Raw genomic sequence first — 24,612 nt, 5'->3', positions numbered from 1 at the left:
GTGAGAATAATGACCGACGAAGATACCAATCAGCAGGCCCCGGTACAGAACGCGGGGGATGTCAAGGTCCCAGACGCCGGTACGAACAAGATCGTGCTCCAGCCCCTCGAGAGGGAGATGAAGAAGTCCTACATCGACTACGCCATGAGCGTAATTGTATCCAGGGCGCTTCCGGACGCCAGGGATGGGCTAAAGCCTGTCCACCGTCGCATCCTTTACTCCATGTACGACCTATCGCTCAACCACAACAAGGCGCACAAGAAGAGCGCCAGGGTAGTGGGTGAATGCTTCGTGGCTGGCACCCGGGTGCTAACGGAAAGAGGGCTCATTCCCATCGAGCAAGTGCAGCGCGGAGAGAAGGTCTACACGCAGAACGGCATGTCGCACGTGACCGAACTGTACGAAATGCCTGAAAGGCAGCTGCTTCGCGTGAACATCGAGAACGGATTGGGGTTCACCTGCACCCCATCACAGCCGTTCAAGGTCCTGACCCAGGACCTCCGATACGAATGGAAGGAGGCCAAGGACCTGATGGAGGGCGACCATCTCGTGATGCGCTTGGAGTATCCCGAGCTTCCCAAGGTCAAGCTACCGGAATGGCAAGGCAAGGAGATGTTCTTGGACGAGGACATCGCCTATCTCATCGGGCAATTCCTCTCTGACGGTTGGTTCGAGGCGGACAACTTCCGCATATGCTTCTTCTCGGCTAGCGAAGAGGTCATGCAAAAGGTAAGTAGATGCCTCAGCCGCGCCTTTGGATACGAAGCCAACGTGGAGATGAACAGTAAGGACTTCTTCCACTCGGATGGCAACCAAACCGTGGAGATAACCTATCAGGTACGTGTGAACAGGCGAGAACTGAACAATTACCTTGCTTCCGCCTTAGGCATTGATCCGTCTTGGAAGGCCCCGACCAAACGCATCCCCGAAGCCTTCTTCCGCTCCCCCAAATCAGTAATCGCAGCGTTGATGTCCGGCATGGTCGACGGAGACGGGTCCGTCCACAACGAACGGAACTCCGTGCATTACGGGACCGTATCTTCCCAGATGGCCGACGACCTGCAGCTGGTACTGCAGCATCTCGGCATCCTATCCAGTCGCTATATCCAGAAAGTGAGCGATGAGTATCGCACGATCAATGACAGCATAATCATCTCTCGTCATCAGTTCTATGCGATAGAGGCGAGGGGGCGTTTCGCCAAGGCCCTCGCAGGCATGCTGGACCTTGGGAGCGAGTCCAAGAGGTCCAGGTTGGAACGCATCTTGCACGCGAACGTGGACGCTGCTCCCAACGACCGCATACCGTTCCTGGGGCAAGCAGTGTTCCAGGAGCTGTCCGACCATCATCTGGGTGGAGGTTGGTATGAAGATATCAACGGTGGGAAGTTCAGGTCTGGAATCTGCTATCCGAACGGGACGAAGATTCGTTACTCCTCCGACCTGAAGGAACGCCCCCTCGGCCGCACGCAGCTGAAGGACTGGGGGCTCCAGGAAAAGCTTGTGAGGATACAATCCAAGCTCTGCCCCTTCATCGAAGATGTGGTGGACGACCACCTGTACTTCGTCCAAGTAACCAAGGTCGCAGAGGCTCCCGCCCAGAAGACCTACGACCTGCAGGTCGCCGGTGCGCACGAGTTCATGGCGAACGGGGTCATAGTGCACAATTGCCTAGGTAAATATCATCCGCACGGCGACACGGCCGTCTACGATTCGATGGTGCGCCTGGCACAGGACTTCTCTTTACGATACACATTGATCGACGGCCAAGGTAACTTCGGTTCCGTGGACGGCGACCAGGCCGCGGCCATGAGGTACACCGAGTGCCGCATGGAGGAGAGGGCCGAGGACATGTTGGCCGACCTGGACAAGGAGACGGTGGAATGGGGTGACAACTTCGATGCCTCGCTGAAGGAACCGCTGGTCCTCCCGTCCAAGCTGCCCAACCTGATCGTGAACGGCTCCTCCGGCATAGCAGTAGGCATGGCCACCAACATGCCCCCGCACAATCTATCCGAGGTCGCGGACGCGCTCGTTTACCTGGTGGACAACCCTCAGGCCGAAATCTTGGACCTCATGCAGTTCATCAAGGGCCCGGACTTCCCGACGGGCGGCACCATCTATGGTCTCAGCGGTATCCTGGAGGCGTACCAGACGGGACGAGGTAAGCTCAAGGTGCGGGCAAAGACGCACTTCGAGGACCTGGAGCACCGCAAGCGCATCATCGTGGACGAGATACCCTACCAGGTCAACAAGGCGACCCTGATCGAGAACATCGCCGAGCTGGTCAAGGACAAGAAGATCGACGGAATAACCGACCTCAGGGATGAGTCGGACCGCGATGGGATGCGCATAGTCATCGACCTGCGCAAGGACGTGATGGAAGAGGTGATACTCAACCAACTGTTCTCCCACACGCAGATGGAGATCACCTTCGGCGTCATCAACCTGGCGCTGGTGAACAACCAGCCCAGGGTGCTCACCCTGAAGGAGGAGATGCAGACCTTCATCCAGCACCGCCACGAGGTCGTCGTACGCCGGACCCAGTTCGACCTGACGCAAGCGAAGAAGCGCGACCACATACTGCAGGGGCTGGTCAAGGCCATCAGCGCCCTGGACGAAACGCTGCACATCATCCGCTCCGCCAACTCTCCCGAGGAGGCCCGCACCGGGCTGATAGCCCGGTTCGAGCTGGACGAGGAGCAGGCGAAAGCCATACTGGACATGAGGCTGCAGAAGCTGACCGGTCTGGAGCTGGAGTCCATACAGGCCGAGTTCCTGGAGATAGAGAAGCTCATACGCGACCTGGAGGACATCCTGGCGAACGAGCCTCGCATACTCGGAATCATCAAGGCGGAGACGCTGGAGATGAAGAAGAAGTACGGCGACGAAAGGCGCACGGAAATAGTCGCTCATGCCCTGGACATGGACATCGAGGACCTCATACCCAACGAGGAGATGGTGCTCATGATCACCCAGGACGGCTACATCAAGCGCATGCCGCTGGACACCTACAAGCAGCAGCACCGCGGGGGCATCGGGCTCATGGGCATGGAGACCAAGGAGGAGGACATCGTCACCGACCTCTTCGTCAGCATGACCCACGACCAGGTGCTGTTCTTCACCAACCTGGGGAAGATGTACACTCTCAAGGCCTGGCAGGTGCCCGTGGGCAGCCGCCAGTCCAAAGGAAAGCCCATAGTCAACCTACTTCCCAAGCTGGCGGATGGCGAGAAGGTCATGGCCACCCGCACCGTCACCGGCCTACGGGGGGAGCAGTACCTCCTGTTCGCCACCCGCCTGGGCATCATCAAGAAGACCGCTCTCGAAGCGTACGCCAACGTCCGCTCGCGGGGACTAATAGCCGTGGGCCTGGAGGAGGGCGACCAGCTGGTGGACGTGAAGATCGTCGAGGAGAACGAGGAGGTCATACTGGCCACCAGGAAGGGCCTGGCCTGCCGCTTCGCTCAGGACCAGGTCAGGCCCATGGGGCGACCGGCGCACGGGGTCATCGGCATAAGACCGGAGCCGGACGACGAGGTGGTCAGCATGACCATCGTGACCTCCGAATCCCGGCTGCTCACCGTCACCGAGAACGGCTACGGCAAGATATCCGTGGTCGGCAAGAAGGACGCGGACGACGAGCGCGATACCTACCGCAAGACCCACCGCGGCAGCAAAGGCGTGATAACCATCCGCACCGAGGGGCGCAACGGCGACGTCGTGTCCGTCCTCGAGGTAGAGGAGGACGACGAGCTGATACTAGCCTCGGTCAACGGCATGGTGCAACGCATCCGGGTGGCCGACATCAGGGTCATGGGACGGGCCACGCAGGGCGTCACGGTCATGAACCTGCGAGAAGGGGACAAGGTAATAGCCGTCGCCCGGCTCGCCGGCCGCAAGGAGGAACAGGCGGTGGAGGAGGCCGAGGTCCACGGCGACTCCTCGTTAAGCGCTCCCGGAGAAGAGCCCGAGGAGCCGTCCAGGGAGGAGGACGATGCGGGCGAATAACTTTATGCTCCCAACGAAATATCACTTAGAAACCCGAACGCTCCAGACGATTCTGTCTGATCGGTCGGAATTACGGCGGTGAAGTCGTTTGTTGCGCGATTCGATACCCGGTCTAGATAAAGTGTTTCGTACGGACATCGAGGCCCCCAAGATCATCCTTATCACGGGCCCGCCGGGCTCGATGAAGAGCTCCTTCTGCTATTCCGTGCTCTCGTCTTACCTGGAGAAGTCCGGGGAGTTCGGATTGTACGTCACCCTGGAAGAGACGGCGGAGAGCCACCTGCGCAACATGCGCAGTCTGAACATCAGCATCACCGAGAACCTGGAGATATCAGACTTCACCGACCTCCGCGAACTGGACGAGATCGTGGAGGTGGACGCCCCTACGGACTACATGGAGTTCATAGTCCAGATGATCAACTATCACAAAAAGAAGTACGGCGATCAGTTCACCGTCTTCACCCTGGACTCCCTGGGGGCACTGTACTCCCTCATGGAGGACGTCAAGGGGATCCGGAAGAAGATGTTCTACTTCTTCAAGACCCTAAGGGACTGCAACCTCACCTGCTTCATAGTCATGGAAAGGGGGCCGAACTCCCCGTCCGAGCTGCTGGGCGACGAGGGTTTCCTGGTGGACGGCATAATCGAGCTGGGCCTGGACCGCACCCGTGGAAAGCTGGTCCGTTACGTCAGGGTGGAGAAGATGCGGGCTTGCGAGCACAGCATGGAACGCCACACGTTGGAGGTAGGCGAGAAGGGACTGACGGTCCTGGGGCCAACGCTGGCCTGATAAGGTTCATGGATTCACTTAGGAGGTAAGGAAATGTCCGACGAGCAAATTCCCATCTGGCAGGTCATAGAGGAGTTCAAGGAGAAGATAAAGGTCCAAGAGACGGACATCAAGCGCCGCAAGGAGGACCTGGAAAAGTGGGAGGGGGAACTTCACGCCAAGGAGAACCAGCTGGACCAGGTCCAGCAGGGGCAGGAGGCCAAGGAGGCCGAGCTGAACGGGCGCGAGGAGAAGCTGGTCCCGCGGGAAGAGGCCGCCACCAAGCTAGAAAAGGACTTGACCGCCCTGAACGGCGAGCTGCGCACCCGGGAAGAGGAGATGCACCGCAACCGGGTGGAACTGGAGCGCCGGGACCGGGAAGTGCTGCAGCAGGAGGAACAGGTCAGATCGCTCTTCCAGCAATCTAGCGAGCACGAGGCCAACCTCCGCGAGGTCAACAAGAAGATCTCCACCATGGAAGAGCAGATGCACGAGGAGGTCGGCCAGGTCAAGGCCGCCCTCGAATCGGTGAACGACCGCCGCGAGGAGATGCTGGCCAAGATCAAGGTCATGGAGGAGCAGGCCGACGCCGTGGCCACCAGCAAGCGCGTCACCATGGAAGAGCAGAAACGTCTGGTCGACTGGGAGCGCTCGCTAACTGAGAGGGAGGACGCCCTGACCATCAGGGAGGCCGTGCTGATGAGGCGGGAGGGCACCCCCGTCCCGGCAGTGAACGAGAATTTTAAAGGAGGGGAGGCCGAGGAGAAGGTCTCCCAATCCCTGGAAGGCAAGGTGGAGGACGTAAGCGAACCGATAGTTCCAGCCGTGGAGCCGAAGCCGGTCGAAGGGGAAGCGTCAGCCCCGGCCGTGGAGGAGAAGACTCCGGAAGAGCTCCCGAAGAATGTGCCTAAGGCAAAGGAGGTGGAGCCTCCTAAAGCCGAACCTAAGAAAGAGGATAAAGCTGCCGAGCCTGAACCGCCCAGGGCAGAGCCCAAGCCGGACATAAAATGCCCGAACTGTAATACCATCAACGACGGGTCGGCCACCAGGTGCTACGCCTGTGGCCAGGCCTTGGACCCCGCATCCATCGAAGCCTTAATAAAGAAGAAGGAGGAGAGGCGCGCCGAGGAAGGGCGGAAAGAGAAGGAGCGCGAGGCCATGAAGAAGGCCATGCAGGAAGAGGAGGAGGCGACCAAGGTCAAGGTGGAGAAGCCACCAAAGGAAGAGCCATCTCCCGAACCGGAGCCGGCGGCGGAAGAGACCAAGAAGGTCGTCTCGATAAGGAAGATAATCAGAAGGAAGTAGGCCGCCGCAATCAATTATTTTCTTTCAGCCAGTCTGCTATCGGAATTAGCATTCTGGTAAACATATTTATTTATAATCAGAACAATCTATTTTACCTGGCGTTTATCCAGCCGTCGTTATAAAGGTGGAAGTATGAAACCGAGTCTCGGAGCCTCGAAGCTACTAAGTTTACTGGTAGTCTGGTGTATGCTGTTCTCAACTATCGCAGGAGTTCTTATCCTCGCGATTCCCCAGGCCGGGGAGGCGCTATCGCCTTCCGTGGATACTGACGGGAACGTGTTCATCGGACAGGATTTTGACAATGCCACATGGTTGATCCAAGGAACGGTCAACCTCAACGGCAACTTGACCATTAGGGCCGGAGGGACGGTGACGATCGATAACGGGACACTGAACTTCCTGTCCTATTACGGATCCATATCTCCCCGGATACACACCCTGATCATCGAAGACGGCGGTCAGATAATCCTCATCAACTCCGCCATAACGGCCGAGGACAAGCTGTTCAACGTTTCATACGCCTTAGGGATGTTGGTTCGCAACGGCGGCTCCCTCATGGCTGAAAACTCATTCCTGCAGTTCAACGGGAAGATCCTGGTCGATGACGCCACGTTCGAGGCCGATGGTACGCTCATCGACGGACCCCTGTTCACTGCCATGTCCAGTGATGTAGAGCTCTACGATTCCAGCATGACGAACATACCCGGAATGCCCGAGACGGTCAATACGACCTACCCCTACTCGTTCGCCACCTCTTACAACCACACCGTCGCCGTGGACTACCTCTTTGAGCGCAACGCTGACGATACGAAGATCACGGTGCCCACTGGTCAGGTCGCCACCGACCTGACGATGAACGACGCCGGTTACGTGGAATTGGCGAACGCTGAGTCATTGACCGTTTCCGGATTCGACATCGGAGGATTGACCTTCGATAAAGGACAGGCCATCAGCGTGGCCCTAAAGGCCGAATACCGGACCGCCGACGACTTTAAGGACGGTGGGAGCCCTAATTCGTTCTACTACTACGAATACCTCGACCCGACTCCGAACGCAACGAGCATGGCCGTTGTTCAAAGCTATGAGAACTTCGACCCCCCTGGAACCAACCACGATGTCATATTGACCCAGGACCTGACGAGCATAACCCTGTCGTCCCTTGACCTGTCCGTGCTCTCCGTCACCCTGACCAACACCAAGGCCCAGAGCGTGTTCATCGACAGGATCTGGGTCGAGGTCGGGCTCGAGATTGACGCCTACAACAACGTGACCATTGCTGGTACAAGCGAGCTTACTGCAGTGAACACCGCCTTCGGTGTGAATTACCTGAACTACGCCCTGCCGGAATACAGAAAGCTTGTGGTGACCGATCTGGCCCAGGCGAACCTGTACGGAGTGAGCGTTGAGGGCGAGTTCGTCGCCAACGGGACCGGACCGTTCGTTACGGTCCAGAAGGACCTGACGTTCAAGCCGCTGGAACAAGGTGCGGATGATAACACAACGGAAACGAATGTAGCTGATTTATTAACTAGCGATAACCACCAATATTATGTTACAGGTGGTAAAAAATTACATATTCAACCGTTTAATGTGGCTGATTTATCTGGAGCCATATCCTCTTTATCATTGACAGTTGAATATGCTTGTGATGTCGGTTATACGAATGATGATTACATTCAATGGAATGTTACCGGCACACCCTTAACAAATGCAAATATCCTGATAACATCAGAAACTGAGGAAATACTGGTTGCGAACATTCAATCAGATAATGTAACCAGCATCAGTGATTTGGCATCAATTAGTATTGTATACGACAATCTTGACACATTATTGGTAGCATTCGATAATATCTATCTAAAGGCGGTTACCGATCCAACCATCAACGTATACAGGTGGGTCGACGTCAGCGTTCGCGACTCCAACAACCTGCCGGTAAAAGGTGCCGTTGTCAACGCTACTGGATCCCTGACCAATCAGGCAGCTGTGTATTACTTCAACGATTCAGTAAGCCAGGTGCCGCCCCAGGGCGTACTCGACTATCTCGGCCGGAACAGCACCGATTACAAGACCACCAACGATTCTGGAATGGTATTGCTGCCCCTGCTGACCGACACCATCAATGTGTACTGGGCTCCCAACTCCTATCCGGCAGAGAACTACAGGATGGCAGTCACCTACGTGAACGAGAGCGCGGTCGCGTACACTCCCGCAGCCAAATACACATCGTTCGAAGCGTACCCAGATCTGACCACACAGTCAGTGGCCTTCGACTTCGTCATTGATAATCTGGTGCTTAGGCTACCCGATCTGACAGCTATCAACTTCGCCACCGATCCCACGACCATCTATCAGGGTGACGCGGTCGAGCTAAACTTCACGGTCATCAACTATGGACTGACAACCGCGAGCGAGTTCGTGGTCAGCGTGAAGGATGCCATAGGCAACCAGACCCACTACCTGGACAACATCACGGTAACGAACCTGTCGCCGGGCGAGTCCAGGAACATCGTGGTCGATTGGGGCAGCAGCCTGACGACGGCCGGAACGCACTCCATAATCATAACCGTGGACGCGCGCGGTCAAGTGCTCGAGTCTATCGAGACCAACAATGTCCTGTCCCCGTCGGTCAAGGTCCTGGAGTTCCTGCCCGACCTGGCAGTGGACGGACCGTCCATCGTATTCTCACAGAATCCCGGATACGCCAACCAGGTCATGTCCATCAATGTGACCGTCAGCAACTTGGACGGTAAGAAGGCCGCCATAGGGGCGGTCGTGAGCTTCTTCATCGGCAACCCCACGGGCGGAGGGCAATACCTAGGCAGCGCCTCGATCGACGCCCCCGCGGGTGGTAGCAATGTTACCAGCTTCGCATGGACGCCCACTCAGATAGGCACCTACTCGATCTTCGTCTGGGTCAATGAAGGGAACTCTATCAAGGAATATTCTTACGCCAACAACATCGCCTCCAGCTCACTGGAGGTCATACTTGTGGCCCAGACCGGTGACTGGGTTGTCACCGATGAATACGAGATGTCCCTGGCGAGCTTAACCTGGCAACACAACATAATCATTGAAGGCAACGGCTACCTGGCGTTCCTGGGGACCAATGTGCTAATGGAGCAGGCCTCCAACCCCAACATCACCCAGATAGTGGTCAGGGACAACGGTACCCTGGTCCTGAACGGGGCTAGCCTGGATTCGGACTCCCGCTTCAAGGTCTACCTGTTCGACAACGGTCGCCTGTTCGTCAACGAATCCACCTTGATGCCCAACATCGACGTCATGATGGGAGATTCTTCGATCATATACATGGAGAACTCGAGGGTCAGGGGCGTCATGCGGGCCCCGGAGACCTCCAGCGTGACCTTGACGACCTTCAACACCACCTTCGATTACGCCCTGTCCGACTTCGGAGGCACCTCCGTGGCCAGGCTAACGGCGTCGACCATAGGTGGCGTTGCACCAGTGTCCCCCAAGGACAGCGCGATCATCTACCTGTACAGCTGGATAGTGACTGAGGTGTACGACGGCACCGGAGAGCATACCATCCCCGGAACCTACGTAGACGTCAAAGCGTTCCCAGCCACACCATACACCAGCGGTATAACCGACGAGAACGGCACCCTGCGCATCCAGGCATTGAGCGCCGTCGTCACCACCAGTGGTCCGCAACTATCCGGTAACTATGTGCTGAACGCTACCTACTGGTACAATGGAACGGCATACGAATCCGATGTGGACGGTGCGGCACAGGTCCTGTACTACCCCACCAAGATCATGATAAGGAGCGATGCCTACGTTCGGTTGGACATATCGTCGGCCAAGCCCGACATAGACCCACCGTTCACCGTATCGACCAATGAGACCCTGCGGGGAAGCGACGTGTCGCTCTCCACGGTCATCAACAACATCGGCGTGGTCACCGCGTTCAACATATTGGTGAGGTTCGAGGACAATAGCACAACTGGTACAGTATTAATCGAGGATTACCTAGTCGAAGAACTGGCACCCTTGTCCAACATCACCATCACGGTGACCTGGACGGCCACATATCCTCTGGGCCTGCATAACCTGTCCGTAACAGTTGACCCGCTGAACCAGATACCGGAGCTGAACGAGGACAACAATGCCAACTCCTCCCTGGTCACGGTGCTGGGCGTTCCGGACATGTCCATAACCGTGGAGGACATAACCATCGATCCTGCCGAGTCCGCCAGGGACCGTACATCGTCCATAACCGCGGCCGTGACCAACCTGGGCGATTTCACCGCCAGCGCCTTCAATGTCAGCTTCTATGACAGCGTGGAAGGCTTCATCGGAACTGCCCAGATCAGCAATGTGCCTACCGGTGAGAAAGGTGTCGCCAGCGTATCCTGGACCCCAACCGTTGCCGGAATAAGGACCATCACCGTGAATGTCGACGAGGAGAACGTGATCGTCGAAGGCAGTGAGGCCAATAACATAGCCACGATCACCGTCGACGTCCTGGACTACCCCGACCTGGTCGGCGTGAGCGTCAGCTTCCTGATCAACGGCATTGCAGGGGACGAGGCCAACCTCAACGATGAGGTGTCCATCGTCGCTGCCGTGTTCAACAACGGCGAATCTGCGGCCATCGGGTTCAACGTGGTCTTCTGGCTGAACGGCGAGAGCATAATCGGCAGCGTCCACGTAGCCACCCTGGCCAAGGACACCTCCACGACTGTGACCCTGCTATGGGACCCCGTATTATCTGGGGGTGAGCAGTACCAGAATGTGACCATCCTGGCCGTGGTAAACCCGGACACCAACGCAACGTACACGCACGTCCTGGAGACCGACGACCCGCTCAACAGCAACAACAACGCGTTCCAGGTGCTGCAGATAATAGACAACCGGCCGAACCTGGCGCTTATAGGCACCAGGATACTGTCCACCGGTGAGGACGTGACCAGCGGGGTCCTCGGCGAGACCATACACATAGCGTTCAACGTAAGGAACCTCGGAATAGTAGAGGCCAGCAACGTCCACGTGAACGTCTACCTGAACGCTACCGAAGACATAGTCCTGCTTGATGAGACCAAAAACATCGGTAGGGGCGCCACCGTCTCCTACAATGTGTCCTGGACCGTCAACATACCCTCCGGCGATTACCAGCTCATAGTTGACATTGGTGCTGGACAGGACGCGGACCCATCGGACAACATGTTCGAGTCCAACTTCACCGTGGCCGTCCTCGATCCCGACATATACATCAACCTCGGAGGAAAGACCGACTTTGCCCCAGGCGATGCGATATTCGTCAACGGGCAGGTGACCCAGAGCACGAACGGCGCGCCGCTCTCCGGACTGCTGGTCCGGGTAACCCTGACCGACAGCGGAGGGTTCCCCCTGACAACCGTGTTCAATGTGACCACGGACGATGACGGCAACTTCTTCGCCTACATAACCACACCGTCCGGACGGGAAGGAAGCCAACGCGTAACTGCCACCCTGGTCACCTCGGAAGGCAACTTCACCGAGAACGCCAACATCAACATCGTAGCCCCGTTCACGCCCGAGTCCATACCCTTCTGGGTCTACCTGCTGATTATAGTCATAGTGATCGCGGTCATCATCATCTTCTCTCTCTACCTGTACAGGGTGGGGCTGGGAAAGATGGTCGAGTGCGGCAACTGCGGCGCCCTCATCCCCGAAGCCTCCAAGCACTGCCCGAAGTGCGGTGTGGAGTTCGAGCCCGACACGGCCAAGTGCAGCGAGTGCGGCGCCTGGATCCCGTCAAAGGCGGAGAGCTGCCCCGAATGCGGGGCTAAGTTCATGACCGAACCAGTAGAGCAGGGCCAGGTAACCGGTTACATCGAGGCCATGAGGAAGCAGTACGACGAGTACATCGACGGCTTCCGCAACCAGGCCAAGACGGCCCTGGGCAGCAAGTACTCCGAGGAGAAGTTCCAGGAATGGCTACAGACCGAGCCCGAGTACCTGCCGTTCGAGGAATGGCTCCGGAAGGAAGAGATGAGCAAGAAGACTGGAGTGTTCCCCTGCCCGACCTGCGGGACCCTGAACGCGCGCGACTCCAAGGTGTGCCACCGCTGCGGAACGGTGTTCGACGAGAAGACCGTCGAAGAGGCCGAGGCCAAGCCCGATGAGAAGAAGAGCCCCTTCAGGCGCGTGGTCAAGAGGTCCAACGGCAAGGAAGCTCCTAAAGAGGAGAAGCCATCCGAGCAACCGCCGGCCGAGGGCGAAAACAAGAACGAGTAAACCCTTTCCCCAACTTTCCTTTTTCTTTTTTTATATTTTATTGATCAGCTTCGCTGTTCGATAGAGAAATAAAAATAATTGAAAGGGAAGGGGACCTTAGATCTTCTTGTCGTTATTCATGACCTCGCGGACTTCCTTCATGACCTTGTCCGGGTTCTTGTAGTAGGTGGAGATGAGCTTGGCCACCTGACGATAGTTGTCGAACTCCATCTTCTTCATGTACTCCAGGATCTCCACCCGGCGCCGCCATTCCCTTTCCATCTCCCTGGGGGACCAGCTCTTGATGGTCCTGACCTTCTCAAAGATGTAGGAATGCCCGCTGTAGTTGAACGAGTCGTCGGCCGGGTTCCACACGAACACTGAGTTGGTTATGAGCTCCCCGGTCTCGGGGTCCATGCCCACGATCTCCGTCAGGGACTTCACGCGCCTGGTCATCTTGGTCCCGACCTTCACCTGGGCCTGGAGCAGGACCACGTCCAGAGCGGTTATCAGGGCCCGGGGCAGGTTGATGGGGTCGTTCTCCATCCTGTGGACCATGGACTGCACGTCCTCGGCGTGGAAGGTAGAGTATGAGATTGTCCCGGTAGCCATGGCCTGGAAGACCACGTACGCTTCCTTGCCACGCACCTCACCGACCATCAGATATTGCGGACGCTGCCTGAGGGCGGCGGTGAGCAGATCGTACATGTCGACGGAACCGGAAGAGAAGCTTTTGCGTCCGCCAAAGGACTCCCGGGTAAGCCCAGGTATCCAGTTCTCGTGCGGTAGGTTGAGCTCCCTGGTGTCCTCGATGCTGATGATCTTCATCTGAGGGGGTATGAACAGCAGCACGGCGTTGAGAGTGGTGGTCTTGCCGCTGGCCGTGCCACCGCAGACCAGCATGGAGCTGCCGAACTCTGTGGATATCCACAGATAGGCCATCATCTCCGTGCTCATGGTCTTGAAGCGCAACAGGTCCACTGGTGTGAAGGGGTTCTCCTTGAAACGCCGAATGGTGAAGGACGAACCGCGCTTGGTCACGTGCTTCCCTAGGGTGGCGTTCAGACGGGAGCCGTCGGGTATGGTGGCGTCCAGCATCGGCTCGGCCACGGAAATGTGCTTGCCGCACTTCTGGGCCAGCCAGACCACGAAGGAATCCAGCTCCTCGTCCGTCTCGAACCTCACGTTCGACTTGATGGAGCCGTACTTGCGGTGGAATATGTAGAGCGGGATCCTCACTCCATCGCAGGAGCAGTCCTCGACGTTGGGGTCGGTCATCATGGCGTCGATGACCGAATAGCCGATGAAGTCGCGGCGCAGGTAGTAATGGATGCGCTCCCGGGACTCTAGGGTCAGACATACGCCGATGACCTTGAGCAGATCATCCGTCACCGTGCGCAAGATGCTCTCCTTCTCCCTAGATGTTATCCCTTCGGCCTGATTGATGGTCAGTACCACGCTGTTCTTCAACATCTCGAGCAGGATGCTCTCGTCCTCGGAGAGCGCCGGTTCAATGACCTCGTAAAGGTACTCGGAGTTTATGTTGTCGAACTTGATGCGCACGTAGGAATAAGGTTCCAGTATGGAGTGGATCTCCACCTCGTCGACGTTGCTGTCGGAGATTTTGGGTATGTCGGTGATGCCCCCTTTCGCCCGGTCGCTCCCGTCGTCCTTGGTCGGGACCCTCATCCTGACCGGTTTCTTCCTGATGCGATGGACCATGCCGATGTAGCGGTCCTTCAAGGTGGGCTTCTGGGTCCTTTCGATCTGCGTATCGCTGCTCTCAAGCAGCAACTCCAGATCCTTCATCGGTTCCTTTCCGCTCATGGACATCTTGCATCACCCCAGTACCCTGGTACCGATCAATCCTATCAACAGCATTATAAACGAATGGCGCAGCCCGTTCGCTATCCTTCCGTCCTGTAGCACCCCGGCCAATATCCCATCCCCGAAGGCGTGTATGACCACGGAGATGACGAATATGAGCTGGATCTCTGGAATCACGTCCGATTTCACTTGCACCGGTATATTGGACACGCCGGTCGTTCCTGCATCTATCTGGGTCCCGGCCTTTATCATCTGCGGCAGGAAGGTGGAGTTCAGGATGAATATCGTGGCCAGGAACACCGCGAAGGCCACGTATATGACCACGGTGTAGGTGGACATGGTAATGCTGCGCTCGTTGCGGTTCAGCATGGTCTCCCTGGCGTCGTGCGCCACCATGTCCAGAACGTCCGCGACGTTGCCGCCGGCATCGTTGGCCTTGATGACGATGGAGGTCATCCTCCGCACCAACGGGGTGTCCACCCGGTCGATGAAGAGTTTGATGGCGTCCGTCGCCGGAACGCCCCAGTCGATCTGCGCCGCCATCCTCTGGATCTCAGGAGTCAGGCGTCCATACCTGCCACGGGAAGAGACCTTAATAGACTCGGCCAGGGTCATGCCGAAGCGCCCGCCCTCGGAGACGTCCCTAAGGAAATCGGGCAGCCTGGACTCTATCTCCCTGATCCTCTTGAACTGGGCGGTGGAATAGAATCCGTAAGGTCCACAGAAGCCCATCAGGCCTAATGCCAGCCAGTCGATCCATTCCAGTCCGGTCTCCAGACCACCGATGGCATCCAGTGCGCCTATGGCGACGAATAGGGCCATGACCACAGTACCGATTATGAGCAAGATCCTGCTGTAGTCCTTCTTCTTGAGGGTCAATTGCTCGATGTCCAACAACTGTTTCTCTTCCATTTTTGACACCTCACATCGTGGACTCCTTGGTCATATTCCAGATAAAGAACGTGAAACCGAACTGGGAGAACGGCACCATCAGCCCCACAACCAGCCAGAGCAGCAATATAGTGGTCTGAGTGTTGCCCCCGGCACCCGGAACGATGGCCATGATGGCCATGATGACGATCAGGAATAGGGGGAAGGCCACCACCACGGTGACGAAAGTTTCGGCCATCAACCCGAGCGTCTCCAGCTGGCCCTTGATCTCCAGTTTGTACTCCCTCTCGAACTGCGAGGCCTTGGACAGGAAGTATGGTTTGAGCTGGCCTCCGGATGTGGAGGTGGTTACAACTCCCTGTAGGAACTCCTGGAAACGAGTGGACGGGGTGCACTGGGCCGCATTGCTTATCGCCGTCAGTATGTCACTGCCGAGCAGCTCCGTGTCCCTGGTGATCCATTCGGCCTCGTTCTTGATCTCCCCGTAGATGGGCTGGCGGGCGAGCTCCTTGAATATTATATCGATGTTTACATCGGCGCTGGCCATGGCCGAGATGAAGCTCATGGCCGCCCCCAGCCGCTTGTTGATATCCCTCCCCCTGGTCTTAGCCTTGGATGACGGTAATGAACTCATTACCACGAATGCCAGCACGGGGGGCAGGACCACAATCATGATGGTGGATATCAGGACCATGCTGGTCTCGATGTTCAGGAAGGCGATGAGTATCCCACCGAACAATGCACCCAGTACGCCCGACAGGACGCCCACGATCAGGGTGGTCATCCATACGAAGGCGGTGAACTCCTCCGGCCGCAGGCGCATATGGGCCTGTAGCAGCTGAAGCTCCAGCTTGGGGTTGGGTTGCATCCTCTTGATGACCGTCTTGCCGATGGTGCGCCAGCTAAGCTCCTGGTATGGTGTGAGCTTCACGTAATCGGGCACCACTCCCTCGGGCAACTTGACCAGACGCGGTCCGGCCTCCACCACGTGCTTGGGCGCCGCGCTCTTGGTGCGCAGGTAGGACTTCTCCGTAGAGTCCATGCGCGTGAATAGGTCGCTGTCCCCTCCGGCCATCACTTCACCTCCATGGCGGCCAGGTCGTTGCGGATGCGCAGAAGGGTCTTGTCATGGTCCTTGTAATAGGCATTGACCAGGTTCCAGATCTCCCGGTGGTTCCTGAGGTCCTTCTTCAGCAAGTAAGTGACCACTTCCACGCGGCGGTCGAACTCGGCCATCATCTCATCGTGCGTCAACGAGCGCATCTCCATTATCTTGTCGAAAAGGAAGGAATGACCTTTGAACATGAAGCGGTCCGTGGCCGGGTCCCATTCGTAGACCGTATTGGTTATCAGCTCATTGGTCTCCGGTTCGAAACCAACTATCTCCACGATCTGCTTCATGCGCCTCACGAACTCGTTCCCGACCTTCACCTGGGATTGTATGAGCACGTTGCGCAACGCGGTGAGCAGAATCCTCGGGCAGTTGATGGGGGGGTTCTCCAATCTGTTGACCATGCTCTTCACCGAGTCGGCGTGCATGGTCGAGTAGGTGCTGTGACCAGTGGCCATGGCCTGGAACATGATGTACGTCTCCTTCCCGCGGACCTCTCCCACCAGGATGTAGTTGGGGCGCTGCCTCAAGGCCGCCCGCACCAGATCGTACATGTCGATCTCGCCGGCCGCCCGACCATCCGCATCCCTCTCGCCCACGCCGGTCCTGGTCGCTCCAGGTATCCAGTTCTCGTGCGGAAGGTTGATCTCGCGGGTGTCCTCGATGCTGACTATCTTGGCCCCGGGCGGGATGAATATGGCCAATGAGTTCAGGGCGCTGGTCTTACCGCTGGCCGTCCCTCCTACCAAAATCATGGACTCGCCGTTCTCCACGCCCAACCATAGGTAGGCCATCATCTCTGGGCTGACCGTCTTGTATCTGAGCATGTCGGTCGGGGTGAAGGGCTTGTTCTTGAAGCGCCTGATGGTGAAGGTCGAACCCTTGGTGGTGACCTCGCGTGAATAGGTGGCCTGGATACGATGCCCTTCCGCGGTCGTCCCGTCCAGTATCGGCGAGGCGACTGATATCTGCTTGCCGCTCCTCTGGGCAAGGGTGACGACGAAGGAGTTCAGACTATCCTCGTCGTTGAATATGACGTTGCTTCGGATGCTCTCCCATTTTCCGTGGAAGATGAAAAGGGGAACGTTGAAACCGTCGCAGGAAATATCCTCGACCATATCGTCACGTATCATGGCGTCGATGACGCCGTGCCCGACGAAATCCCGGATGATGTAGTAACCTATGCGCTTCTTGGTGAGCTTGTCCACCTTGTGGCCCCTGGTGCGTATGAAGGAATCCACGCTGTCCCGGAGGTATTCCTCCTTGTCCAGCTGGGTCAGCTTCTCCCACTCGTACCCCAAGGTTCGATGCAAGGTGTCCTTGATGAGAACGAGGAGCGCATCCTCCTCAGAGGTCATGGCAGGCTCGATGACCTCGTACAGGTACTCGCTGTTGGTGTTGTTGTACGTGATACGCACGAAGGCGTAATCCTTGACCACCGAATAGGTGTCCAGCACCTCGATGCTGGGGTCGGTGATGTCCGGTATCACCGTTATGGCCGAACCAGAGGGAACCTTCTTCTCCTTGAGATCGACGGGGACCATCACTCTGCTGGCACGGTTCGGGGCCATCTTTCTCAGGAACTTGAGATAGGAATCGCGCATCTTCTCTGAAGTGCTGCTTCCCTCTGCCTCCCCGTCCGCCTCAGGGCTGTGGAACGTTTTGCTCCTTTTCGTACCTTTTACCGCGTTCTCCACTTTGTCACCCCGTTAATACTCCAGCTCCATCATCACATAGGCCCGGTTGTGCGTGAACTCGTTCACGTCATTTATGGTCAATGTCAGAACGTAGATGGGCCGATACTCGTCATAGCCTAGCTGCGGCGTTGAGGACAGCGTGTAGTTGGTACCTTCCAGCAGCCCGGCCGCTTGGGCCGTCTCATTGATATAGGACTCCCAGACAGTGTTATACCTAGTGGTGAACTTCAGCACCAGCTGTCCATTATCCGTTCCGGCTGGGGTGCACACATCATACGTCTGGGAATCGTGATAGATCAGGTCGATATTGATCCCTGCGCTCCCCTGTCCGGATATGGTTTCATTGCTCCCTATTATGTCCACTTGGTCGAACTGGATGTTCACCGTGCCGTCACCGTTGAGGGTGAAGACCAACGAGGGCGTGGCCCTCATGACCATCCCCTCTTCCTGGAACACCATCAAGGCCCCGTTCTCGTAGTTGAACCACTGACCTACGTAATACCGGTTAGGGGCGTAGAACTCCACGGCTCCGCCGCCCTCCTCGTTCACTGTTTTGGTCGAGTTCAAATATTCGTATTTGAACGAAACGTTGACACCAGTGTCATAGGTGCCTGCGGGTTTGAGGAACATATAACCAACCGTAGCCGTGGCGAAGATCGGCACGGCATCCGAGCCCATGGTTATCGGCTGGTACATATCGATGGTCGGCTTCTGGGTCACCTGGGCATTGATTATGAGCATGTCGACCTTGCTCTTCATATCGCTGAACTGGGTCAGCACCTCGTCCATGTGCGCCCGCTCGTTCTCCTTCATCCAGATGGGTATGTAGGTGTTGGTGAACATGGTCAGGATGGTCAGGAATACCAGCAGGGCCATGATGGTACCTACGGTTGAGGCCACACCTTCCCGGTCCCTCTTTAGGAACTTGGAACGACTGGACAAGCTGAAAGGTCTACGGACGAGCGAACGTTCCACCATACTGGTTACCTCAAAACCACCTGGATGATTTACGTTTTGTGGACTATATAAATATGTCGTGAAGAAAACAATTATACAAACCAAGACTGGCCTTTTCTAAATCCGACGTATAAAAATCAACCCTCGAGGTATCCCGGCTTCATCGAGAGTTGGAAACCAGGCCGCAAGAAGTGAAGGGGCTCAGACCAATAGGCAAATTATATAATCGCCCTCAATTATCGGGTGCCTAAGCCGCAGTAACTCAGTTGGGAGAGTGCAAGACTGAAGTCCCCATCGGCCCAAAGCCCGGGGGATCGAAATCTTGAAGTCGCTGGTTCGAACCCGGCCTGCGGCACCATACATTTTTCGTTCTTCCGAACAGGGACAATGTTCTATAAGGGAAAAGCCGATTCCGTTCTGAAATGCAAGTCAAATCCTTCGAGATAACCGCCATAGAGGCCAAGAGGTTCTCCAAGGTCGGCGAGCGCATGGCGAACATCAAGGTGGAGAACAACAGCGCCATCACCCAGATATCCCGGGGCGAGGGCGAGACGTCCCACATAGAGTATCGCTTCACCGCCAACTACACCGGGCTGGGCTACATCAAGATCGAAGGACAGATATCGGTCACCGACCTGGACAACAACATCGTTGAAGAATGGAGGAAGACCAACAACCTGCCGGTAGAGGAGGCCAACACAGTGCACAACACCGTGGTCAGCAACTGCATGGTATCAGCGTTCATAACCGCCAGGGAGATAAAGCTGCCCGCCCCCATGCCTATCCCTCGCATAAACGTGCAGAAGAAGCCCGAGATCCGCCCGAGCAACGGTGTGGAAGTAGCCTGATCACCTTATATGGTCCAGGGCGAAGGAGCCTATGGTCAGGGCGCTCTTGGTCGCGGTGTACTTGATATAAGCCCGGGACTGCACATCGCTTATGCCCTTTATAGCGAAGAATGTCTTAAGCTGATCCACCTTGAAATCGATCATGCCGTCCATCAGGGACCCAAGCATCTGGATCTCCGGTTCGCTGTGCATCCCCTTCTCCACCACGAAGAGGGACACGGCCTGGTCCTTCTTGCGCCTCCCGCATAGCGGGCTGAGGAAGCGGAACGCGGAATTGGGGTCGGAATAGGCGATGAGGGTGGAGACCGTGCGGAAGACCACGCGATAGTACTCGTGCTTCTCCTTGAACGCCCTGGCGATGCTCTCCACGACCTCGCCCATCTTCTCGTGGTCGTTGGGCTCATCGATGTAGGTAGTATAGGGATCCTTGGCGTCGTCTCCCATGGCCCGGCTGTAGGTATCGACGTATTTGACCAGGCCCAGCTTCTCATACTCCTCGTACCCGGAGATGATATACTTCATCTCATCCCGAATGTCCTTGGACGTCTTGTCGGTCAGGACCATGATCAAGGGCACGCCCTTGCGCAAGCCCTCCACGGCGAAGGTATTGGCTAAGACCTCCTTTCCAACGAAAGGCGGTCCGTGTATCATAATATTCGAACCAATGGGCAGTCCGCCCATCAGCAGGTCGTCCAGGCGCGGACTTCCGGACTTGACCTTGCGTTCTTGGAGTTCAAGGGCCCTCTCCTTCTCCCGATAGGTAATCTCGTCCTCGATCATGCCCTGCTCGCGAAGGCGCAGCTCCTCCTGCTTGGCCAGGACGTAGCGCTCCTTGGACCGCAGGGCGTCCTCTTTAGAGGCGACCTCGGCCTTCAAGGCCTCGAGCTTCTTCAGCAGCTCGGCCTCTTCCAGCCCTCCGGTCTCCTGCCTCATCTCCTCGAGCTTTTTCCTTTCTCCGGTGTAGATCTTCTCGCGGTATAGGAGGTCCTCCTCGCGGCGGATTAGCTCGTCCTCCTTGTAGGTGATGGCCTCCCTTATGTGGTCCATCTCATCCTCCCTCTCCTTGAGGCGGATCCGGAGGTCATCGGCCTCCTGCTTGAGAGTGAGGAACTCCCGCTCCTTGCTCTGCAGCACCTCGAGCTTTCCCAGGAGGTCCGAGCTGATGGTGCCCCCGCTGCTGCGGAGCACGGCCAGCTCGTCCTCCTTAAGCTTCATCTCGATCTTGATCTTGGCCAGCTCCTTCTCCAGGCTGGCGCTGCGGCTGTTGAGATCCGCTTCCTGGTGCCGATACTGCTCGTCCTTCTCCTTGAGCTCGGCGTGGAAACGTTCCCTCAACTCGTTCTGCTGGTTCTCCATCAGACCGTTGCATTCGCCAGCGGTCGGGCCGGCGGTCTTCTCTTCCATCAAGCGGTCCCTCTCGACGATGATGGCATGCAAGCGTTCAAGGGCTCCCTTCTCCGGGTCCGACGTGCTATCCTCGGCAAGCATGGTGTGCATCGCCGCCAGTTCGGTCTCGTAGCGGCCAACGCGTTCTTTCAGCTCGGCCAGCTCATCCTCGGGGACCATGTCCCCGCCCTCGCCCAGCCAGGTCAGTAAGGCCGATCCCTCGCCCTCGCCGTCCAGCCATTTGCTCAAGCGGTCCACCTCGGCATGGTCAGGGTCTGCCGGCTCCCCCTCCCCTTTCTTTTCCGCCGTCTGCGGGCCGATCTGATTCTTCTCCTTGTTCATTCCCTTAATCAACCCGGTGACCAGTGCATCCATCCTTTTAACTGGGGAAAACTCCCCAGGTGAATATTTAATTTTTAGGGCGTCCGTTCTCCGGCCGGGATGACCCGTTACGGTCTGACGCCCTTGTTACAAAAAGAATATATGCTCGACTTTTTATATATAAATTACTTAAATAAATTATTTCCTTCGCCCCGCCCCAAACCACCCGTCCGTAGCGGACAGCGCCGATCGCTCCCCTTCCATTTATGCTAGCCAGTGGTCTTTCGATAATCGTTCTGTGACAAAAAGATATATATTCAGCGTTACATCTAAGAAAGTGCTTGGGCTCGGCCAGAGGGCTACATATGGAAAAAAGGGTGCACATCAAGATCGACCGCAACAGCGATTTCACGCTGCGAGAGGTCTTGAAGAAGATCGAGGAGATCCAAGCAGAGAATCCCGATCTGGACGTCTTCTTCGACGGAGACGATTACGCCATATGCAGTCGGCCCAGGAAGGTCAAGAGCCGGATGTAAGGCTCTTGCCGTTCTAGTTACAGCTTCAAATTGTAGCGAGGGGTTTGATTTGGTGAAGAAGAAGGATGTTCTGACGGAGAAGGTCAAGCAGATTGACTTTGACAAGATCGTGACCGTGAAGGACCTGGTCGAGGCCTACAAGGACTCGTCTATACAAAGCCGGGCCCTGGCCACCTGCGCCATCGCCTACGAGAAGGCGCTTAAGGACCCCGCCCGCCCCACCGTCATATTAGGGCTGGCCGGGCCACTGGTGGCCGCCGGGCTCAGGAAGGTCATCGCCGACATGGTCAAGTTCGGCATCGTGGACGCCATCGTGACCATCGGCGCCATTCCATACCAGGACTTCTACCAGGCCCGGGGCTACAGTCATTATAAATGCTCACCGCGCTGCGACGACCTGGCCCTGCGCGAGGTGTTCGTGGACCGCATATACGACACCCTGGTCGACGAGGACAAGTTCCGGGAGACCGACGCGGTCATCGGGAAGATCGCCGAAGGACTGGAACCCCGGAGCTACGGCAGCCGGGAGTTCATGCAGATACTGGGCGAGCACATCGATGACGAGGATTCCATTCTGTACAACGCCGCCAAGTACGGCGTGCCGGTCTTCGTTCCCGCCCTCAACGACTCGTCCATAGGCATCGGGCTGACCGGTCTCTACTATAGGAAGAGGAAGGCCAACGAGCCGTTCATGCGCATCGATTCAATACGCGACAACTGGGAGCTCACTCAGTTGAAGATCAAGGCCAAGAAGACCGCGGTCATCTATATTGGCGGCGGGGTGCCCAAGAACTTCATCCAGCAGACCGAGGTCATCTGCGAGACCCTGGGCTACAACAAGGGAGGCCATCATTACGCCATCCAGATCACCCAGGACGCCCCGCAGTGGGGCGGACTGAGCGGCTGCACCTTCGAGGAGGCCCAATCCTGGGGTAAGATCAACCGCGACGCCAATAAAGCGGTGGCGTACGTCGAAGCCTCCATTGGGCTGTCGCTCATGGTCGGTTACATATTGCAGTCCGGGACCTGGAAGGGCCGCAAGCGGTTGAAGTACACCTGGAAGGACGACATGCTGACCAAGGTGACCAAGGCCCCCTTGGGCCTCTGAGCCAACATGGAACAACACGTGGGAAGGGCCACCATGGCCATACACAACTCCTACGACCCCAAGGTGTTCCGAGAGGCGCACCGCCGCATACTGGCCCGGGCGGGGCCGCTGGCCCTGGCCTACGATTTTAACCTGGCCACGTTCGGCTTCCCCTTCCCCGAGGCCCTCAGGTTGCCGGCAGAACTGGCGGACTGGGTGGCCTCCACCACCTCCATCGGCGAGGACGGCTCCTACCTCAAAGAGCTGGCGGCCAAAGGCCGCTTCCAAAGCTTCCCCTACACCGCACGAGGGGTGCCTCCCCAGCTAGGCGTCCCGGTCCTCACCACCTGCGACCCCGACCCCAAAAAGAAATTGAAACTGGACCAGGTGGCCGAGATGCTTGCCCAGGGGCAGGGCATCTGCTTGATTTTCGGTGCCGGACCTAAGGGCGTACCAAAGAACGTGCGCGAGATGGCCAAGTATAACCTGGACATAACCTTCGACGGCCGTTCGCTGGAGACCTGCACCGCCCTGGGGGCGGTGGCTGGGGCGCTGGGGCACAAGTTGCGCTCCTTACAAAGCGTCCCGAAAGGCTTTCAATAGGTATCGTAGCGCAGGCCGAGCGAGGGCAGGCTGCAACCGTTGCCCTTGACCACCTGGCCCACGCGTTTTGCTTTCTTTCCCAATATGAGCAGGGTCTCCTCGACATCCTCTTCCGGAAGTATGATGGCGAACCCCATCCCCATGTTGAAGGTCTTGTACATCTCAAGGTCGGTGACATGTCCGATGCGCTGTATCGCCTTGAATATCGGCTGCGGCTCGACGGGATCGGTGATCCGGTACTCCAGCCCCTTCTTCAGGCGCACGAAGTTCTTCAGGCCCCCACCGGTGACGTCCACCATACCAGTGACCTGGACCTTCCGCACCACCTTGAGCACATCGCGAACGTAGATGTGAGTAGGGATGAGCAACTCCAGCCCCACAGGCTGGTCCAGCTCCTCCAGCTCGTCGTCGTAGGAGACCTTGGCCGACTGCAGCACCTTGCGGGCCAGGGTCATGCCGTTGGAGTGCACGCCGGAGGAGAGCAGGCCGATTATGGCGTCGCCTTCCTTTATCTCCGCGCCAGTGACCATGTGCTTCTTGTCCAGCATCCCTAACGCCGTCCCGGACAGGTCCACGCCCTTCACCATCTCCGGAAGGACGGCGATCTCCCCGCCCACCAGGTCCACGTCGGCCATCTCCGCGGCCCGGTCGAGGCCTATTCCGATCTGGTCCGTTATCTTCTCGTTCGGGACGTCCAAGGCGATGTAGTCGACGAAGGCGATGGGCTCGGCGCCCACGCATATGGTGTCGTTAACGTTCATGGCCATGCAATCGATGCCCACGGTGTCCCACTTGTCGAGCGCCTCGGCCACCAGCAGTTTAGTGCCCACGCCGTCCGTAGCCAGCGTCAGAACGCGGTCGCCCAGGTCCATCAGGCCAGTGAACTGACCCGGCAGGTCGATCATGCGCACCGGTCCCTGGCGCCGGTACTTCAGGTGCCCTACCAGGGCGGAGATGGCCTGTGATTTGCGGTCGATGTCCACTCCGGCCTTGGCATAGGTCCACTCGCTCTCCTTCATCATCTCTCCATATGCTGAAATGCCC

Annotated in this window: 15 protein-coding genes and 1 tRNA gene; 9 read left to right on the top strand and 7 right to left on the bottom strand. The window is 57.3% G+C overall.

Features of this window, described 5'->3' with window-relative positions; genetic code table 11:
- Positions 1 to 9 precede the first annotated feature (9 nt).
- From gyrA to NT131_08325, 4 genes are all read left to right on the top strand, one after another.
- Positions 10 to 4,008: a DNA gyrase subunit A gene (gene gyrA, locus NT131_08340; GenBank protein MCX6651642.1), complete on the top strand. Its 3,999-nt coding sequence runs from the start codon at positions 10 to 12 to the stop codon at positions 4,006 to 4,008.
- 91 nt (positions 4,009 to 4,099) lie between these two features.
- Complete coding sequence (locus NT131_08335; GenBank protein ID MCX6651641.1) at positions 4,100 to 4,798, top strand: hypothetical protein; 699 nt, start codon at positions 4,100 to 4,102, stop codon at positions 4,796 to 4,798.
- A 33-nt stretch (positions 4,799 to 4,831) separates the two neighbouring features.
- The gene (locus NT131_08330; protein MCX6651640.1) at positions 4,832 to 6,082 is read left to right on the top strand and encodes a hypothetical protein; all 1,251 of its coding nucleotides are present in this window, start codon (positions 4,832 to 4,834) and stop codon (positions 6,080 to 6,082) included.
- Between the two features lie 186 nt (positions 6,083 to 6,268).
- A complete protein-coding gene (locus NT131_08325) occupies positions 6,269 to 12,325 on the top strand; it encodes a hypothetical protein (GenBank protein ID MCX6651639.1) in 6,057 nt (2,018 codons plus the stop codon).
- 96 nt (positions 12,326 to 12,421) lie between these two features.
- On the opposite strand, the gene NT131_08320 is transcribed toward NT131_08325, so the two are convergent.
- Genes NT131_08320 through NT131_08300 form a run of 5 tightly spaced genes read right to left on the bottom strand, consistent with a single transcriptional unit; the run spans position 12,422 to position 18,808 of the window.
- Complete coding sequence (locus NT131_08320; GenBank protein ID MCX6651638.1) at positions 12,422 to 14,131, bottom strand: type II/IV secretion system ATPase subunit; 1,710 nt, start codon at positions 14,129 to 14,131, stop codon at positions 12,422 to 12,424.
- Between the two features lie 12 nt (positions 14,132 to 14,143).
- Positions 14,144 to 15,043, bottom strand: coding sequence for a type II secretion system F family protein (locus NT131_08315; protein MCX6651637.1), 900 nt, complete (start codon positions 15,041 to 15,043; stop codon positions 14,144 to 14,146).
- A 10-nt stretch (positions 15,044 to 15,053) separates the two neighbouring features.
- Positions 15,054 to 16,097, bottom strand: a complete 1,044-nt coding sequence (locus tag NT131_08310; protein ID MCX6651636.1) for a type II secretion system F family protein — start codon at positions 16,095 to 16,097, stop codon at positions 15,054 to 15,056.
- The gene (locus NT131_08305) at positions 16,097 to 17,830 is read right to left on the bottom strand and encodes a type II/IV secretion system ATPase subunit (protein ID MCX6651635.1); all 1,734 of its coding nucleotides are present in this window, start codon (positions 17,828 to 17,830) and stop codon (positions 16,097 to 16,099) included. The genes NT131_08310 and NT131_08305 overlap by 1 nt, the downstream gene beginning before the upstream one ends.
- 12 nt (positions 17,831 to 17,842) lie before the next feature.
- Positions 17,843 to 18,808 carry a hypothetical protein gene (locus tag NT131_08300; protein ID MCX6651634.1) on the bottom strand — a complete coding sequence of 322 codons (966 nt, stop codon included), beginning with the start codon at positions 18,806 to 18,808 and terminating at the stop codon, positions 17,843 to 17,845.
- A gap of 230 nt (positions 18,809 to 19,038) precedes the next feature.
- On the opposite strand from NT131_08300, the gene NT131_08295 reads away from it, so the two are divergent.
- Both NT131_08295 and NT131_08290 read left to right on the top strand, forming a co-directional pair.
- Positions 19,039 to 19,145 (top strand) — tRNA-Phe (locus NT131_08295).
- A gap of 64 nt (positions 19,146 to 19,209) precedes the next feature.
- Positions 19,210 to 19,635: a hypothetical protein gene (locus NT131_08290; protein ID MCX6651633.1), complete on the top strand. Its 426-nt coding sequence runs from the start codon at positions 19,210 to 19,212 to the stop codon at positions 19,633 to 19,635.
- Here NT131_08290 and NT131_08285 read toward each other — a convergent pair whose 3' ends face one another.
- Entirely contained in the window at positions 19,636 to 21,396 is a 1,761-nt protein-coding gene (locus NT131_08285; protein ID MCX6651632.1) for a hypothetical protein, read from the bottom strand.
- A 311-nt stretch (positions 21,397 to 21,707) separates the two neighbouring features.
- Between NT131_08285 and NT131_08280 the strand changes: the two genes are divergently transcribed.
- Genes NT131_08280 through NT131_08270 form a run of 3 tightly spaced genes read left to right on the top strand, consistent with a single transcriptional unit; the run spans position 21,708 to position 23,568 of the window.
- On the top strand, positions 21,708 to 21,878 hold the full coding sequence (locus NT131_08280) for a hypothetical protein (GenBank protein MCX6651631.1): 171 nt from the start codon (positions 21,708 to 21,710) through the stop codon (positions 21,876 to 21,878).
- Positions 21,879 to 21,930: 52 nt separating this feature from the next.
- Positions 21,931 to 22,986 carry a deoxyhypusine synthase family protein gene (locus tag NT131_08275; GenBank protein ID MCX6651630.1) on the top strand — a complete coding sequence of 352 codons (1,056 nt, stop codon included), beginning with the start codon at positions 21,931 to 21,933 and terminating at the stop codon, positions 22,984 to 22,986.
- A gap of 6 nt (positions 22,987 to 22,992) precedes the next feature.
- Positions 22,993 to 23,568: a DUF531 family protein gene (locus NT131_08270; protein ID MCX6651629.1), complete on the top strand. Its 576-nt coding sequence runs from the start codon at positions 22,993 to 22,995 to the stop codon at positions 23,566 to 23,568.
- Here NT131_08270 and purM read toward each other — a convergent pair.
- Positions 23,562 to 24,587: a phosphoribosylformylglycinamidine cyclo-ligase gene (purM, locus tag NT131_08265; protein MCX6651628.1), complete on the bottom strand. Its 1,026-nt coding sequence runs from the start codon at positions 24,585 to 24,587 to the stop codon at positions 23,562 to 23,564. The genes NT131_08270 and purM overlap by 7 nt on opposite strands.
- Between the last annotated feature and the right edge of the window lie 25 nt (positions 24,588 to 24,612).

The sequence above is a fragment of the Methanomassiliicoccales archaeon genome (assembly GCA_026394395.1).
Taxonomy (GTDB): Archaea; Thermoplasmatota; Thermoplasmata; order Methanomassiliicoccales; family UBA472; genus UBA472.
This window is presented reverse-complemented; position numbering and strand designations above follow the sequence as displayed.